This window comes from Alteromonas sp. K632G (assembly GCF_017653625.1).
GTDB classification, from domain to species: Bacteria; Pseudomonadota; Gammaproteobacteria; order Enterobacterales; family Alteromonadaceae; genus Alteromonas; species Alteromonas naphthalenivorans.
The window spans coordinates 83,414-97,877 of record NZ_JAGGDM010000022.1 but is presented as its reverse complement, the minus strand read 5'-3'; the positions used below and the strand labels follow the sequence as shown (position 1 = coordinate 97,877).

The following is a 14,464-nucleotide window of genomic DNA, read 5'->3' as shown; positions in this document are numbered from 1 at the left end:
ATCAATATGAGGCTGACATGGCTAACTTACAAAAAGCGGCTTAACTGGGTTGTGTGATTTTGGTTGACCACGTCAATTAGCTTAAGTGACTGAATGAGCTGTTCATTCTTTTCGCTTAGCTCTCGGGTTTGAATTCTAACTTTCCACTCTAGGCGTTCGTTTGCTTTGCGCAATGTGTAACGCCGGTATAATACAAACAGAAGAGAAAATAGGATGACAATGAGCCCAATAAACACGTTTTTCAAAAGCAACTTTTCGTTTAGCGCGGCTTGCTCAAGAGCCTGCTCTTTTACTTTCAAATTTAGCTCTAGCTCTTTACGTACAGACTCAGTTTGCGCTTGCACATTTGCTATCGCTTCCACTTTATTTTCATCGTTAAGTTGTTCTTTGACTCGCATCAGTGTTTTAAGCGCAAGAAAAGCAGCATCGTAGCGACTCATTGCTTCTAGTGAATTTACTTTGGCCTCATGGAACTGGACTTCAATGGGTAGCCGCTCTGCCTGCTTCGCTTTTTCTATTCCCTGATTAGCATAGTCGATAGAAATTTCATATTTATTGGTAATAAATGCATGCTGCGCAGCAACTACCAGAGCATTCAATGTAAGTGCTGGGAATCGACCATTGGCGGTACGTAATACGTTTTGGATAACCTCGTTGGCTTTGTCGTAACCACCTCTAGCGATATATATTTTAGCCAGCGTTAACTTATACATATCAGCATATTCAGTCGACTTAACTTCATTAAAAAGACGAATGGCTTCACTAGCATGTGATTCGGCAGCTTCAAAATCTGACAGCGCTAATAATGACTCAGCAATTAAGGCATTGTTGAATGCAATATTTTGAATCATGCCACGCTTGGTATCTATCTCCAGAGAGCTATAGAAATACGCTAATGCACTGCGGTGAGCCCCCATCTTGGCATTTAGACCCCCTAAGCTATACAGCACCTGTGACTTTTCAGCATCACTGCCTTGTTCTACAGCATGAGCGAGCGCGGTTTGGTACGCCATAATAGCCCCTTCATAATCACCGATAGCGCCCAACGCCATGCCCATATAACTGCCGACAATACTTAGGCTTTTTTTATCATCTAAGGCCTTGTAAATCCGCTACGCGCGATGGTAATAATCAAGGGACAAGGGATATTCAGACATGCTGTAGTAGGCGTAACCAAGCATGGTATAGACATGAGCTAATGCAAAATCGTTAGACAAACGAGAATACATTAACTCAGCTGACTTCAATAATTCGATAGCGTGTGAGTATCGAGTTCGGCTGATCTCATTCTCGGCTGTAATAGTGGCTAGATCAGCTTGTAATTCGGGCGTTTGTGAATGGTCTACTATGCGTTGCAGATCTTGCGTTAACAACTCTGCTTTCTCAATGTCTCCTAATTCCCTTTCATTACGAATAGATGCTTTTAACGCATCGACATCCCCTTTCTTGCCGGTACCAGTATGTTGGGCGTCAGCGTGCTGGGCCTCAACATGCATACTCGTGATAAAAACTAAAAAGAAAAGGAATCGCAGGATGTGCATTTAGGGCCTAAAAATAAGTCGTTTCGTCCAATGAACTACCCAAAGAATAGCTGCAAACACCTAATTCTGCACAGATTTATTTGAAATAATGTAAGGCGTTTATTTTGATAAGTGGGTGTGATTTGTCTACTTTCACTTTTTGAAAAATAGTTGGCCTATAAAAAAGCCGGGCGATTTCTCGACCCGGCCGACAAAACGGGAATATAGTTAGTCTACTTCAATTTCACCTTCTTCAATTGCTACTATTCTGCGAGCCTCTACATAGGTTTTTATGGCCCATAGTGTCTCTTGATCTAAAATGGGTTCAGACTGCCCTTCTGGAATTCCGCCTAACGCAGGCATGCCTTTTGATGATCCAAAACGAAGGCGCTCTACATACCATTCATCGTCTTCCATAATTTCGGGGTCGAGCAAACGTAAATCTGGGTTTATGCCACCTGACTGCGCATGAAGACCATGACAAACGGCACAGTTATTTGAGTAGGCTGACTCGCCAAATTCATACACCTTCTTGTGAGTTTCTTCATCTAAATTACGATAAGGGTTTTCAAACACCCAGCCATCTTCAGACTCATCACCATCGGTAATTTTTTGCATTTCAGAGCTGTCAGCGCCTTGTGGCGTCACGTTGCCATGTGCTGCTAACTTGTGCGCCGTTAAGGCCAGAAAAAGCGTTGTAATTAAAAGAGATACTTTTACTTTCATCATTCATACATCCTCTCAAGCTGATGAAAAAATTATACTGAATGTGATAATTGGGGTAACTCTACTTTGGTTTTGAAAGGCTCCTCCTTTGGGAGGATAAAGGCTATTTCAGATATAAAAAAGCCGATACCTACAAAGGTATCGGCTTCTATCGTATTTAAAACAAATTAGTTCTTAGCCACTTGTTCATAACGCTTTGGTAATTTAAACGTCCACACCGTACCACCTTGGTTTAGGTGCTTAACCCGCTTAGCAACTTCGCCGCCCCATAAAGGCACTGCACCGCCCCAGCCAGACAACACAGACACATATTGCTCGCCTTCCATCTCCCAAGTTACTGGCGACCCTACAATGCCTGAGCCGGTTTGGAACTTATAAACCATCTTTCCGGTTTTATCGTCAAAGGCCATTAGGTAACCTTCTGGGTTGCCTGTCCATACTAGACCGCCGCCTGTAGTCATTACCCCACCCCATAGTGGCGCATAGTTGTTATAACGCCATACTTCTTTACCGGTTTTAGGGTCAATGGCGCGAAGTACACCTATAAAGTCTTCATTGACAGATTTGATAGTAAAGCCAGCACCTAAGTAAGCAGCGCCCTTTTTATATGAGGTGGTTTCGTTCCAAATATCCATTTCCCATTCGTTGGAAGGTACATAGAACAAACCCGTATCAGGTGAATACGCCATAGGCATCCAGTTTTTTCCACCTAAGAAAGCAGGACGAGCGACAACCTGTGCGCCTTTTTTACCATCGTCTGAAAGTGACGGATTACCAGGACGCGTTTCGTCAATGTAAAGTGGGCGGCCATTCTCATCTAGGCCTTTGGCCCACGTTAGCTTATCTACAAACGGGAAGCCTCGAATGAAATCACCATCTTCACGGTTCAATACATAAAAGAAGCCGTTTCTATCTGCAGTGGCAGCGGCCTTCACCGTTTTACCTGCCTCTTCATAATCAAACGATATAAGCTCGTTTACACCATCGAAATCCCAGCCATCGTGTGGCGTAGTTTGAAAGTGCCATACAATTTTTCCCGTTTTAGGGTTAATCGCTAAACGAGATGAAGAGAAGTAGTTATCGCCAGGGCGAAGGTGAGAGTTCCAAGGTGATGGGTTACCTGTACCAAAGAATAACAGCCCTGTATCAGCATCATAAGTGCCGCCTAGCCAGGTTGCAGCACCGCCAGTTTTCCATAAATCTGCAGGCCAAGTTTTACCCGCCCCGCCGCCAGAAATACCATTCTCGGTTTTTTTACCGTCTTTCCACATATAACCCATGTGGCCTTCAACAGTAGGTCTAACCCAAATCTGTTTGCCAGTTTTAGCATCAAAGGCGTATACCTTTCCTACTACACCAAATTCACCACCCGAGTTACCCGTTATCACCATACCATCAATAATAATAGGCGCGGCAGTAATGGAGTAACCAGCCTTGTAGTCTTCTACTTTTTTCTTCCATACGGTTTTGCCCGTATCTTTATCAAGGGCTACCAGTTTGGCATCAAGGGTGCCGAATATGACCAAATTATCGTACAAGGCTACGCCGCGATTAATCACATCACAACAAGGCATAATACCATCGGGCAAACGAGCTTCGTACTGCCAGAGTTCTTCGCCAGTCATCGCATTAATGGCCCATACGCGAGAGTAAGAACCCGTCACATACATAACGCCATCTTTTACCATAGGCTGAGACTCTTGGCCCCGCTGTTTTTCGCCACCAAGCGAAAATGCCCAAACTGGGCGAATTTCTTCAATGGTGTCTTTGTTAATTGCAGATAGTGGGCTATAGCGCTGCGCGCGTAATCCCATGCCATACGATACGATATCGTCAGTAGTGGCTTGGTCGTTTTGTATATCTTTGTCGGTCACGTTAGCTTGAACGGGGGAAATTGCCCCCGCACAAACCAATAAAGCTAAGGCAATTCTTTTTAGTGGTAGTTGTTTATTCATAACGTTTCCTAATGCGTATTGGCCATGAATGTGTCTGATTTTCAGACTATTCGATAGAATTAGAATAGCGGTGCCCGATGGGCGTGCCTATGGAACGGCTGAGTGAATTGTCCCCTCCTTTAGGAGGAGGAATTAACAGGAAATATGCCTAATAAGAGTGGAGCTATTGCAATAGCATTGCTCGCCAACATGACTTAACGGCATTACTCAACAGCATAAAAATCAGGCATTTCATAGGCGGCGTGATACTGACTAAAAATGTGCGCCATTTTTTCGGTCAGTACCATCTCGGTAATTACATCACCAACTTCATACGCTAGGGTTCGGTAGTCGTTGTGCGCGGCTATACCTAAGTCCCACTTCTGTTTTCCTATAAGAGGAAACGCGTTGCTAGCAAGTTTAAATTTGGAGCTATCGACGAATTGAGACAAGTAGCTAATTTGTGTTCGAAGGCCCATTACCGCATCAACATTACCTTTTTTCATAGCATCGATGGCAAGTTCATTGCTGGCATACTGAGAGGTGTTATCTCGTAACCTTCCGCCAAAGGCCGAGGTGAGGTAAAAATGAGGAATACTGTCTATTTCTGCACCAATGGTATGGTATTGAAACATCGCCATGGTCTCTACCTCTGGCAATTGCTCTGTGTTGTGAATTATCTGCCAGCTTTCTTGTTGATACGGTGCGAACATGTGAACTAACTCATTCGCTAATAAGCCAATATCGTCCCGTTTTTGGGAAAAAGAACGGTCGTATGGAGCACGCATCATTAAGTCAGCTTTTACTTTGTGAATAATGTGCCCCTTCCATAAAAAATTACGAAAATCGTCTTCCGTCGTTTCCCCTGGGGTCATCCAAGTTAACACTAATTCCACATTGAATTTAGCAGCAATTTCTTTAGCTATATCAACATCTATTCCTTTCGCTGAACCCGCTTCCATGTATGAGTAAGGTGGGTAGTCATTATAAACCGCAATATTAATCTTCTTACTTTCGATAATGTCATCAAAAGATCGAGCAAAAACACTGGTGCTTAATACACTCAAGCTTAAAAAACTTAAAAGTATGAAGGGAATAAAATAAAAGGTTCGCAAACAAGTCACTACGAGAAACTCTCTTGACGCTAAGTACTTTCAATACTAATGCGCAGACAGGCATTCACGAATGCTACTTTAGCGCCATAGCATTCCTCCTTTAGGAGGATGTTATTCGGGAATAATGCCATATACCCTTTTTGTATCGCGATTTATAAAAAGGCCTTCTTGTGAAAAGCAGTGTGATGAGAAGTGTGAGAAAAGCCCTTCGCTGGTTCATGGAAAAAGTAAAAATATGGATAGGAGTATCAATCCTATTGATAAGCGTATCGGCCTTGCATGCCAATGTTCATGCCCAATCGGGGAGTCAGCCAGAAAATAAATATGTAGGGCAAGCTGAAGCCCAACCTAGCACTACGAACATTGTCTATATTAACGTGGAGCGCCCTCCCCCCGCAGGAACGCCTTCGTATTTAACCCGTCCTAATGACGAAGGAATTGCGGGTGCCGAAATTGGCATTGAAGATGCCAATATTACAGGAAAATTTTTGGGCTATTCGCTGTCGCTTGCCCGCCTTGACGCTTTTGACTCAGCGGCTACCGATGTGATTGCCAATACCTCTGTGGTGCTTATCGATAGCCCAGACGCTCAATATGAAAAAGCCGTTCGTTCGGTAGTGTCTATTAACCCCAGCGCATTAGTGGTGAATGTAGCCAGTGGCAAGGATGCTTTTCGTCAACAGCACTGCGAACTTAACGTACTGCACACCTACCCTAGCTACCAAATGAAAACCGATGCGCTTGGTCAGTGGCTTAGAACTAAGCGTTTGAGCTCTGTGCTTACCTTGCGCGGCTCCCATGAAAGTGATCAGGCTTACTTAGACGCGTTTTTACGTACCGCGAAGAAATTTAAGTTAAATATTGTTGAAGAGAAAATATGGCAGGCAAGTTTTGATTTACGACGCTCTGCATTTTCTGAAATTCCCCTTTTTACTCGGACTAAGAAACCTTACGACGCTATTTTTGCTGCCGACACCCAAGGTCAGTATGCCTACAGCTTACCCTTTAATACCCACCTTATTGTGCCCATTATAGGGTCGGCAGGTTTGAAACCATTAGGGTGGCATTTTACTCATGAGCAATGGGGCGCAAGGCAGCTGCAAAATCGTTTTAAGGTAAAGTTTTCGCGCAATATGAATGACGTAGACTTTGCTGCTTATGCCGCCATTATCGCCATATCGACCGCATTGCAGCGAAGTAAAAACAATGATTCTGATACTCATGAGCCTGTTACAGGTACAAAATTATTTAACGCTTTGGTAGAGGAGCAGCTTAGTATTGCAGCGTACAAAGGCAGACAATTAACTTTCAGAAAAGGCACACGCCAACTTCGACAACCCATTGCGCTAGCCCACGAAGAAGCGCTAGTGATCCACGCCCCGCTGCCCGGCTTTTTACATCAATCTGACGAGTTAGACACCTTGGGTGAAACGAATAAAACCTGTAAGGACCCACTATGATTTCTCGCTTCACGAAAAACCGCTTTTTGGCAAACAGCTTTTTGATAATGAGCTTTTGGGCAAGTAGTTATAGTTATAGTGCCAGTGCATTGCCACAGGCATATGTAACCAATGAAAAAGACAATACCCTATCAGTCATTGATATGAATACGTTTGAAGTCACCGACACATTAGACATTGGTGAGCGACCTAGGGGTTTTATACTAAGCGCTGACCAAGCCCATGCTTACATTTGCGCCTCGGATTCCGATCGCATTCAAATTATCGATTTAGACACCCATACTATTGTCGGTGATTTACCGTCAGGTGAAGATCCTGAAACCATAGCCCTGCACCCAAATGGCACTACTATTTACACCGCCAATGAAGATGATGCTCTGCTCACCGTTATTGATATTCCCACCAGCCAGGTAATTGCACAAATAGATGTAGGGGTTGAACCTGAAGGGTTAGCGGTAAGCCATGACGGCCGCATGATGGTGGTTACTTCAGAAACAACAAACATGGTGCACTGGATAGACACCAACACCCACGAGAACATTGCTAACAGCTTAGTAGATGCTCGCCCGCGAGACGCTCACTTTACTGCTGACGATAAGTACCTTTGGGTAAGCTCTGAACTTGGCGGCACAGTCACCATATTTGATACTCAAACCAAACAAAAAGCGCATACCTTATCTTTTGCAGTTAAAGGCGTGTACCGCGACAAAATACAACCCGTTGGTATATTGCTGATGAAAGACTCCCCTTACGCGTTTGTCGCCCTAGGCCCCGCAAATCGCGTTGCTGTGGTAAACACTAGTACGTTTGAAATAGAGAAATACATAGTTGTAGGACGGCGCGTGTGGCAATTAGCCTTTAACCAAGACCAGTCACTATTACTCACCACAAACGGGGTAAGCGGCGACGTGTCGGTTATTAATACTGAAACCCTCGATGTTGAAAAGACGATTAAGGTGGGGCGTTACCCATGGGGAATTGCCGTTAAATGGAAATAGATATCCAAGGGGTTAGCCACACTTACGGCAAAGTTGCAGCCCTTGATGACATTTCACTTACCCTTAAACCGGGCTTTAATATTTTACTTGGCCCTAATGGGGCAGGTAAAAGTAGCCTATTTGGGTTACTCACAGGGTTACAACGGATTGGCCAAGGAAATATTTTATTTAATGGTAAGCCGATAACAAAAAACCGCGCTTCGATTATGAAAAATCTCGGCGTGGTGTTTCAGCAAAGTACACTAGATATCGACCTTACCGTAAAGCAAAACTTAGCCTATTTTGCCTCGCTTCACGGACTCGCCCCAGACAAATCAATTTCACGTATTACTGATTTATTGACGAAACTTGATCTTAGCGACCGCCTGAACACTAAAATCCGTCATTTAAATGGTGGCCACCGCCGTCGCGTTGAACTGGCAAGATGCCTTATTCACCAACCTAGTACCTTATTACTCGATGAACCCACCGTAGGGTTAGATATTGCTTCTCGGCAGTTAATTCATTCGGTGGTTCATGACTTAGCAGTGAAACAAGGCGTGACTGTGCTGTGGGCTACTCACCTATTTGAAGAGGTATCGCCGGCGGATCCCCTCGCCATATTACTAAATGGGCGATTAGTAGAACGAGATATTTGCTCGGCGCTGCTTACTAAACATCAGGTATCGGATATTCATCAGCTTTGGGATGCACTGACTCATGCAAACTAATATCAATATCCGCTGTGAATGCAAACAAGCTGAGCAGGCTAAAGCACGGGACCTACTATGATGTACTGGCGCTGTTTTGTAGGCGTATTAAACCGAGAAATGCTGAAATTTTGGCAGCAACGTTCTCGGCTGTTAAGTGCGCTGGTTCGCCCCTTGCTATGGCTATTTGTGTTTGCCGCGGGATTTCGTTCAGCGCTAGGGCTTTCTATGATACCGCCCTACGAGACTTACATTCTGTATGAGGAATACATTGTACCAGGGTTAGCCGCCATGATTGTGTTGTTTAACAGTATGCAAAGCTCGCTGTCTATGGTTTACGACCGAGAAATGGGCAGCATGAAGGTACTGTTAATGAGCCCAGTACCCCGTTCATTTCTGCTTTGTAGTAAATTGGTGGCCAACACACTGGTTTCAGCAATACAGGTTTATTTATTCTTTTGCTTTGCCTTACTTGTTGATGTGCAGTTGCCCTTAATGGGTTATGTCTACGCGCTTCCTATCATTGCATTACTGTCTATTTTTCTTGGCTCGCTGGGCTTATTGCTGGCGAATTCCATTAAGCAATTAGAGAACTTTGCTGGTGTGATGAACTTCGTTATCTTTCCAATGTTTTTCCTTTCAAGTGCGCTTTATCCATTGTGGAAAATGCAAGAAGCAAGCGAATGGCTGTATAAAGTGTGCGCCTTTAATCCTTTTACCAGTGGTGTTGAGCTACTGCGCTTTGGCTTGTATGAAAAGCTTGCAGCAAAAGAGCTAGTGATTGTACTTGTGCTCACTCTAATTACCTTTACCTTCGCCGTAAGAAGCTTTAGGCCAAAACCTGCTGCTAGCTTTTCAACTTCCAGCTCTGGAAACTCTGGAAACAGTGGAGCTGGAAATAAGGGGGCTGGAAATAAAGGGATTGGAAATAAGAGCGATGGGAAAAAACAGCGCATAAAAGCAAACCAACAAGGGCGCCCATGACAAACGTAACATTAGCACCTCACCGCAACTTACACGAAGTAGTCGCCGATTGCGTAATATGGCTTTGCTCACCCACCGATATACAACCCACCATTGAAAACATGCCACATAGCACTCAAGCATTTATTCAGCAGATATTTAATGATGAAGAATTTGTAGGCTCGCAAGGCCAAAAGGTGTTACTTCACCGGCCTGTAGAGACCGCGGCAAAACGATGGCTTATATGGGGAGCGGGTAATTTAGAAGAGAATATCAGCCTTAGTTTTGATCATCCTTCAGCTTCTCACGGCACACGTAAGCTATTTGTTGATATGTTTAAGCACGCGCTGTCGTTAAAGGCGGCAACAATCACTTTGGTACTGCCTTGGGGAACGACTTACAGTGCTATCAGCCACACTACTTCCCTCACTATGCACAGCGCAAGCAAACAGAGAGAGCTAGGTATATCGCTGGTTCGCCAGTTATTGCGAGCTATTCATTTTTGTTGCTATCAATTTAAAGGATATAAATCTTCCCCTCACTTGTTATCTAACGTAATGCCTAGCTTAAACATACAAGTATCGTCAACAGACGTGGCAGCTAACCTAGTTTTAGATAAGGCGTTAAATGAAGCTTCAGTCGAAGCACTTAATGGAGACTCTGCGCTAGCATCGGACAATACCTCAGATGCACTACTGGCCTGCGTTAATTATGAGGCCGCACTAGCAAATGGTATGGGCTTAGCGCGAGATTTGTCTCACATGCCAGCGAATTTATGTACCCCAGTTTATTTGGCCGACCAGGCGACAATACTCGCGGATGCGTATTCTAAAATTACTACCGAGATTATCGATCAAGATACATTGGAATCGCTAGGTATGAATGCCTATTTGGCAGTAAATCGCGCATCGGCATTTCCTGCTTCTATGCCGGTGATTCGTTATTCAGGAAATGGCGCTACGCAAAGCAATGACGCCAAAAATACCAAGCCGGTAGTCTTAATAGGGAAAGGTGTAACATTTGATTCGGGCGGCATCACCTTAAAAAGAGGAGGAGATATGCACCACATGATTTACGACATGGCAGGTGCAGCGTGCGTACTTGGAGTAATAAAAGCGGTTGCAGAACTCGGCTTAAACATTAACATTATTGGAATATTGGCTACCGCTGAAAACAGTATTGGCGGTAATGCATACCGGCCCGGCGATATTATTACTACCCACTCAAAACAAACCGTTGAAGTGATAAGCACAGATGCTGAAGGGCGCATGCTAATGTGCGATGCACTAAGTTACAGTGAGCGTTTCGCCCCCCACTCAGTCATAGATATAGCAACGCTAACCGGCGCTGCTATTACTGCTTTGGGGTACCAATGCAGCAGTGTAATGAGTAATTCCCGCCCACTAGAACAAGCACTAATTAAGGCTGGTGAACACGCCCAAGATCCAATTTGGCCATTTCCATTATGGCCCGAATATCAAGACGCTATAGCCTCTTCTCATGCCGATATGACAAACGCAGGGAAAAACTCACCAGGTATGATTACCGCAGGCTGCTTTTTGTCCCGCTTCGCTAAAAATTTTCCTTGGGCTCATATGGATGTGGCTGGTACCGCATTTAAATATGGTACTGCCAATTCGGCTACCGGCCGCCCTATTCCCTTACTGGTGGCCTATTTGCAACGCCTAGCCACTGTCCAAAAATCATCATGATTCATGGTAATTCTCCTCCTTTAGAAGGATATCTGTTAACAGATAATCAACATATACTCATATTGAACTCACCCAAAAAGACAGAGGAAATGACGATGTGGACTAAACCTCAATACACTGAAATGCGCCTAGGTTTTGAAGTAACGCTATATATCAGCAACCGTTAGACCTAAGCCATCGTGATAAGTAATCAAAAGGCTGCTATTGCAGCCTTTTTCAAATACCCAAGGAGTAGTTATGCAGGTATTGATTCTTGGCGCAGGCGCAGGCGGCGGGTTCCCTCAATGGAATTGTCATTGCGAAAATTGCAAAGGCGCACGTCAGCACACCATTAAAACAACCCCCCGCACCCAATCGAGCATTGCGGTAAGTGTCGACGGGAGTAAATGGGTATTAATTAATGCCTCTCCCGATTTACGGGAACAAATAAATAGCCATCCTCAGCTTTGGCCTGAAGAGCACGTTGCCCGTGGCACACGTATTTCATCTATAGTGCTCACCGATAGCCAAATAGATCATACCACCGGCTTACTTACACTAAGAGAAGGGTTACCACTTCCTGTGTACTGTACCGATGTAGTAAACGAAGATTTAACCACCAGCTTTCCCTTATTTACCGTGCTTAAACACTGGCACGGCGGCCTTCAGCAACGCTCCATTAGTACTGACTTTCACCATACGTTTGTGCCCGAAGGCGCAGATGGGCTTTTATTCCAACCTGTAGTATTAGAGTCGAACGCGCCGCCCTATTCTACTTATCGCGATAACATTGTTCCGGGCAATAATATTGGCCTTAAAATTACCGATACTCAAACAGGTCACGTACTTTTTTATGCGCCAGGGTGTATGCAAGCCAACGACACCGTGAAGCAGGTTATGGCCGACGCTGAATGCGTGCTTTTCGATGGCACCTTATGGGTGAATGAAGAAATGATTGACCATGGCTTTAGCCAAAAGCTCGGTACGCAGATGGGGCACATGCCAGTAAATGGCGAAAATGGTGCCATTGCGCTGCTTAACCGCTTTAATGTTAAGCGCAAAGTCCTTATTCACATTAATAACACTAACCCCGTGCTGAATGAAGATTCATCAGCCTTTCATGCATTGCAAGAGCAGAATATTGAGCTGGCTTACGATGGCATGCAAATAGAGGTGTAACATGTTGAAACCTGCATGGACAAAAGAAGAATTCGAACAGCAATTACGCGCAAAAGGTGCGTATTACCATATCCATCATCCCTTCCATAAACGTATGAATGCAGGGCATTGCAGTAAAGAAGAAATACAAGGCTGGGTGGCAAACAGGCTGTATTATCAAATGGCTATTCCAGTTAAAGATGCCGCCATATTAGCAAACTGTGAAGATCAAGAAGTAAGACGCACCTGGATTCAGAGGCTTATCGACCATGATGGCCGGGAAGGTGATACCAGTTTAGGCGGTATTGAAGCATGGCTCCGTCTAGGGGAAGCGGTAGGGCTTAACCGCGATGAATTACTTAATGAATTTCACATATTGCCCGGCGTAAAATTCGCGGTAAATGCCTATGTAAATTTTGCACGCCGCGCATCGTGGCAAGAAGCCGCTTGTTCATCACTTACCGAAATGTTTGCGCCTGAAATACACCAAAGCCGTCTTGATACCTGGCCCACTCACTACACGTGGATAAACCAAGAAGGGTTTACCTATTTTCAAATGCGTTTAGGGCAAGCAAGGCGCGATGTAGAACACGGCCTTCAAATAACGCTCGACCACTTTGTTACCCGCAATCAACAAGAGCGTGCTTTGAACATTCTTCAATTTAAAATAGATATTCTGTGGAGCATTGCCGATGCTATTTGTTTCGCTTATGAATATGGCAGAAAACCTTTCGATGGCATTGCCAATCAACAGGTTTGCCATACAGGGAGATTCTAATGACAAACAAATCTAACACGCCGTCTATGAACCCTTTGTTTCGCTTACAATACGAAAAAGTACAAGATGGGTATGTGCTTCTATTTCCTGAGGGCATGATTAAGCTAAACCCTTCGGCGTCAGAAATCTTAACCCTTGTTGATGGTGTGCGCTCTACAGATGACATTGCAGTAGCGCTTAGAAAGGCCTTTCCCGATGCACCTGAGGATTTAGAAGAAGACGTAACCGTATTTTTGCAACACGCTGAAGAAAAAAAGTGGGTGGTGTATGACTAACCACGCAACGCACGCTACCAAGGCTTCACAACCTACCAAAGCCACTACTCCACCTTTATGGCTACTCGCTGAGTTAACCTACCAATGCCCGCTCCATTGCCCCTATTGTTCTAACCCCGTGAATATGGAAGAAACCTTTAACGAGCTCACTACGTCTCAGTGGAAGAAGGTGTTTAAGGAAGCCAGGGAAATGGGTGCGGTTCAGCTAGGCTTTTCCGGTGGTGAACCCTTGTTGCGCAAAGATTTAGAAGAGTTAGTCGCCTATGCCCGCGAACTTGGCTTTTACACCAACTTGATCACCTCCGGCATTGGCATGACGGAAAAGCGCATTGCCAGATTAAAAGATTCGGGGCTTGATCATATACAGCTTAGCTTTCAATCAGCCAATGCTGAAGTTAACGACCTTATTGGCAATAAGCGCCACTCGTTCAAACAAAAACTGAATATTGCCAAGTTAGTTAAAGCCTACAACTACCCTATGGTGCTGAATTTTTGTATTACCGCCCAAAACATTCATGAAATTGAAGAAGTCATGGCGCTTAGCACTGAACTTAAGGCCGATTTTGTAGAACTTGCGACGGTTCAATATTATGGTTGGGCGTATGAAAACCGTGAGCACTTACTACCTACACAAAGCCAGCTAGAAGAAGCTGAGCAGGCCATTAACCGGTATAGAGACCAGCAATGTGGCGGCCCTAAATTTATGTTTGTCACACCCGATTACTACGAGAATAGGCCAAAGGCGTGTATGAATGGATGGGGAACTACTTTTTTAACGGTAACCCCAGATGGCAGTGCGCTTCCTTGTCACAGTGCCAAAATTCTACCTCTTACCTTTCCTAACGTGAAAGACTCATCGGTACAGCATATCTGGGAACATGATTTTAGTTTTAATCACTTTAGAGGCGATGACTGGATGCCCTCGCCATGCAAGACCTGTGATGAAAAAGACAAGGATTTTGGCGGTTGTCGTTGCCAAGCCTTTTTGCTGACCGGGGATATGCACAAAACCGATCCGGTTTGCGATAAGTCACCCGATCACCATTTGATGAAAACTATTACCGATAAAGCCGGGCAACCGGCAAGCTCTACTTTAAAATTTCGCACAGTGAAAAATGCTATCCCTGTAAAGATGATACAAGACGTGACCGCTTGAG

At 44.5% G+C, this 14,464-nt stretch carries 14 protein-coding genes and 1 pseudogene; 10 read left to right on the top strand and 5 right to left on the bottom strand.

Going from position 1 to position 14,464, the window contains the following annotated elements; genetic code table 11:
- Positions 1-26: 26 nt before the first annotated feature.
- The 5 genes from J5X92_RS18650 to J5X92_RS18630 all read right to left on the bottom strand — a co-directional run bounded on the left by J5X92_RS18650 (position 27) and on the right by J5X92_RS18630 (position 5,304).
- Complete coding sequence (locus J5X92_RS18650) at positions 27-1,058, bottom strand: tetratricopeptide repeat protein (protein WP_208806277.1); 1,032 nt, start codon at positions 1,056-1,058, stop codon at positions 27-29.
- A 54-nt stretch (positions 1,059-1,112) separates the two neighbouring features.
- On the bottom strand, positions 1,113-1,541 hold the full coding sequence (locus J5X92_RS18645; RefSeq protein ID WP_013782739.1) for a hypothetical protein: 429 nt from the start codon (positions 1,539-1,541) through the stop codon (positions 1,113-1,115).
- A 207-nt stretch (positions 1,542-1,748) separates the two neighbouring features.
- On the bottom strand, positions 1,749-2,249 hold the full coding sequence (pedF, locus tag J5X92_RS18640) for a cytochrome c-550 PedF (protein WP_244361078.1): 501 nt from the start codon (positions 2,247-2,249) through the stop codon (positions 1,749-1,751).
- A 164-nt stretch (positions 2,250-2,413) separates the two neighbouring features.
- Positions 2,414-4,201 (bottom strand): PQQ-dependent methanol/ethanol family dehydrogenase, encoded by a 1,788-nt coding sequence (locus J5X92_RS18635; protein ID WP_126872581.1) that lies wholly within the window; start codon positions 4,199-4,201, stop codon positions 2,414-2,416.
- A 203-nt stretch (positions 4,202-4,404) separates the two neighbouring features.
- Entirely contained in the window at positions 4,405-5,304 is a 900-nt protein-coding gene (locus J5X92_RS18630) for a transporter substrate-binding domain-containing protein (RefSeq protein WP_208806276.1), read from the bottom strand.
- Between the two features lie 176 nt (positions 5,305-5,480).
- Between J5X92_RS18630 and J5X92_RS18625 the strand changes: the two genes are divergently transcribed.
- The 10 genes and pseudogenes from J5X92_RS18625 to pqqE all read left to right on the top strand — a co-directional run bounded on the left by J5X92_RS18625 (position 5,481) and on the right by pqqE (position 14,463).
- Entirely contained in the window at positions 5,481-6,755 is a 1,275-nt protein-coding gene (locus J5X92_RS18625) for a hypothetical protein (RefSeq protein WP_244361071.1), read from the top strand.
- Positions 6,756-6,802: 47 nt separating this feature from the next.
- Positions 6,803-7,753, top strand: coding sequence for a PQQ-dependent catabolism-associated beta-propeller protein (locus J5X92_RS18620; protein WP_208806282.1), 951 nt, complete (start codon positions 6,803-6,805; stop codon positions 7,751-7,753).
- Positions 7,744-8,463, top strand: coding sequence for an ATP-binding cassette domain-containing protein (locus J5X92_RS18615; RefSeq protein ID WP_208806275.1), 720 nt, complete (start codon positions 7,744-7,746; stop codon positions 8,461-8,463). The genes J5X92_RS18620 and J5X92_RS18615 overlap by 10 nt, the downstream gene beginning before the upstream one ends.
- Positions 8,464-8,523: 60 nt before the next feature.
- A pseudogene (locus tag J5X92_RS18610) lies at positions 8,524-9,288 on the top strand (ABC transporter permease); the annotation flags it as partial.
- A gap of 134 nt (positions 9,289-9,422) precedes the next feature.
- Positions 9,423-11,117: a leucyl aminopeptidase gene (locus tag J5X92_RS18605; RefSeq protein WP_244361067.1), complete on the top strand. Its 1,695-nt coding sequence runs from the start codon at positions 9,423-9,425 to the stop codon at positions 11,115-11,117.
- Between the two features lie 95 nt (positions 11,118-11,212).
- Positions 11,213-11,284, top strand: a complete 72-nt coding sequence (gene pqqA / locus J5X92_RS21340) for a pyrroloquinoline quinone precursor peptide PqqA (RefSeq protein ID WP_073324441.1) — start codon at positions 11,213-11,215, stop codon at positions 11,282-11,284.
- A 70-nt stretch (positions 11,285-11,354) separates the two neighbouring features.
- Positions 11,355-12,275, top strand: a complete 921-nt coding sequence (gene pqqB / locus J5X92_RS18595; protein ID WP_013782730.1) for a pyrroloquinoline quinone biosynthesis protein PqqB — start codon at positions 11,355-11,357, stop codon at positions 12,273-12,275.
- A 1-nt stretch (position 12,276) separates the two neighbouring features.
- Positions 12,277-13,032, top strand: coding sequence for a pyrroloquinoline-quinone synthase PqqC (gene pqqC / locus J5X92_RS18590; RefSeq protein ID WP_013782729.1), 756 nt, complete (start codon positions 12,277-12,279; stop codon positions 13,030-13,032).
- Positions 13,032-13,307, top strand: coding sequence for a pyrroloquinoline quinone biosynthesis peptide chaperone PqqD (pqqD, locus tag J5X92_RS18585; RefSeq protein ID WP_013782728.1), 276 nt, complete (start codon positions 13,032-13,034; stop codon positions 13,305-13,307). Before pqqC ends, pqqD begins: the two co-directional genes overlap by 1 nt.
- Positions 13,300-14,463, top strand: coding sequence for a pyrroloquinoline quinone biosynthesis protein PqqE (gene pqqE, locus J5X92_RS18580; protein ID WP_208806274.1), 1,164 nt, complete (start codon positions 13,300-13,302; stop codon positions 14,461-14,463). Before pqqD ends, pqqE begins: the two co-directional genes overlap by 8 nt.
- The last annotated feature ends 1 nt before the right edge of the window (position 14,464 follow it).

What these genes read in the sequence shown, in the direction of transcription:
- J5X92_RS18605 (WP_244361067.1), top strand. Translation starts at nt 9,423, where the DNA reads ATGACAAACGTAACATTAGCACCTCACCGCAACTTACACGAAGTAGTC.
- J5X92_RS18625 (WP_244361071.1), top strand. Translation starts at nt 5,481, where the DNA reads ATGAGAAGTGTGAGAAAAGCCCTTCGCTGGTTCATGGAAAAAGTAAAA.
- J5X92_RS18620 (WP_208806282.1), top strand. Translation starts at nt 6,803, where the DNA reads ATGAGCTTTTGGGCAAGTAGTTATAGTTATAGTGCCAGTGCATTGCCA.
- pqqC (WP_013782729.1), top strand. Translation starts at nt 12,277, where the DNA reads ATGTTGAAACCTGCATGGACAAAAGAAGAATTCGAACAGCAATTACGC.
- J5X92_RS18635 (WP_126872581.1), bottom strand. Translation starts at nt 4,201, where the DNA reads ATGAATAAACAACTACCACTAAAAAGAATTGCCTTAGCTTTATTGGTT.
- pqqE (WP_208806274.1), top strand. Translation starts at nt 13,300, where the DNA reads ATGACTAACCACGCAACGCACGCTACCAAGGCTTCACAACCTACCAAA.
- pedF (WP_244361078.1), bottom strand. Translation starts at nt 2,249, where the DNA reads ATGATGAAAGTAAAAGTATCTCTTTTAATTACAACGCTTTTTCTGGCC.
- pqqD (WP_013782728.1), top strand. Translation starts at nt 13,032, where the DNA reads ATGACAAACAAATCTAACACGCCGTCTATGAACCCTTTGTTTCGCTTA.
- J5X92_RS18645 (WP_013782739.1), bottom strand. Translation starts at nt 1,541, where the DNA reads ATGCACATCCTGCGATTCCTTTTCTTTTTAGTTTTTATCACGAGTATG.
- J5X92_RS18615 (WP_208806275.1), top strand. Translation starts at nt 7,744, where the DNA reads ATGGAAATAGATATCCAAGGGGTTAGCCACACTTACGGCAAAGTTGCA.
- J5X92_RS18650 (WP_208806277.1), bottom strand. Translation starts at nt 1,058, where the DNA reads ATGGGCATGGCGTTGGGCGCTATCGGTGATTATGAAGGGGCTATTATG.
- pqqB (WP_013782730.1), top strand. Translation starts at nt 11,355, where the DNA reads ATGCAGGTATTGATTCTTGGCGCAGGCGCAGGCGGCGGGTTCCCTCAA.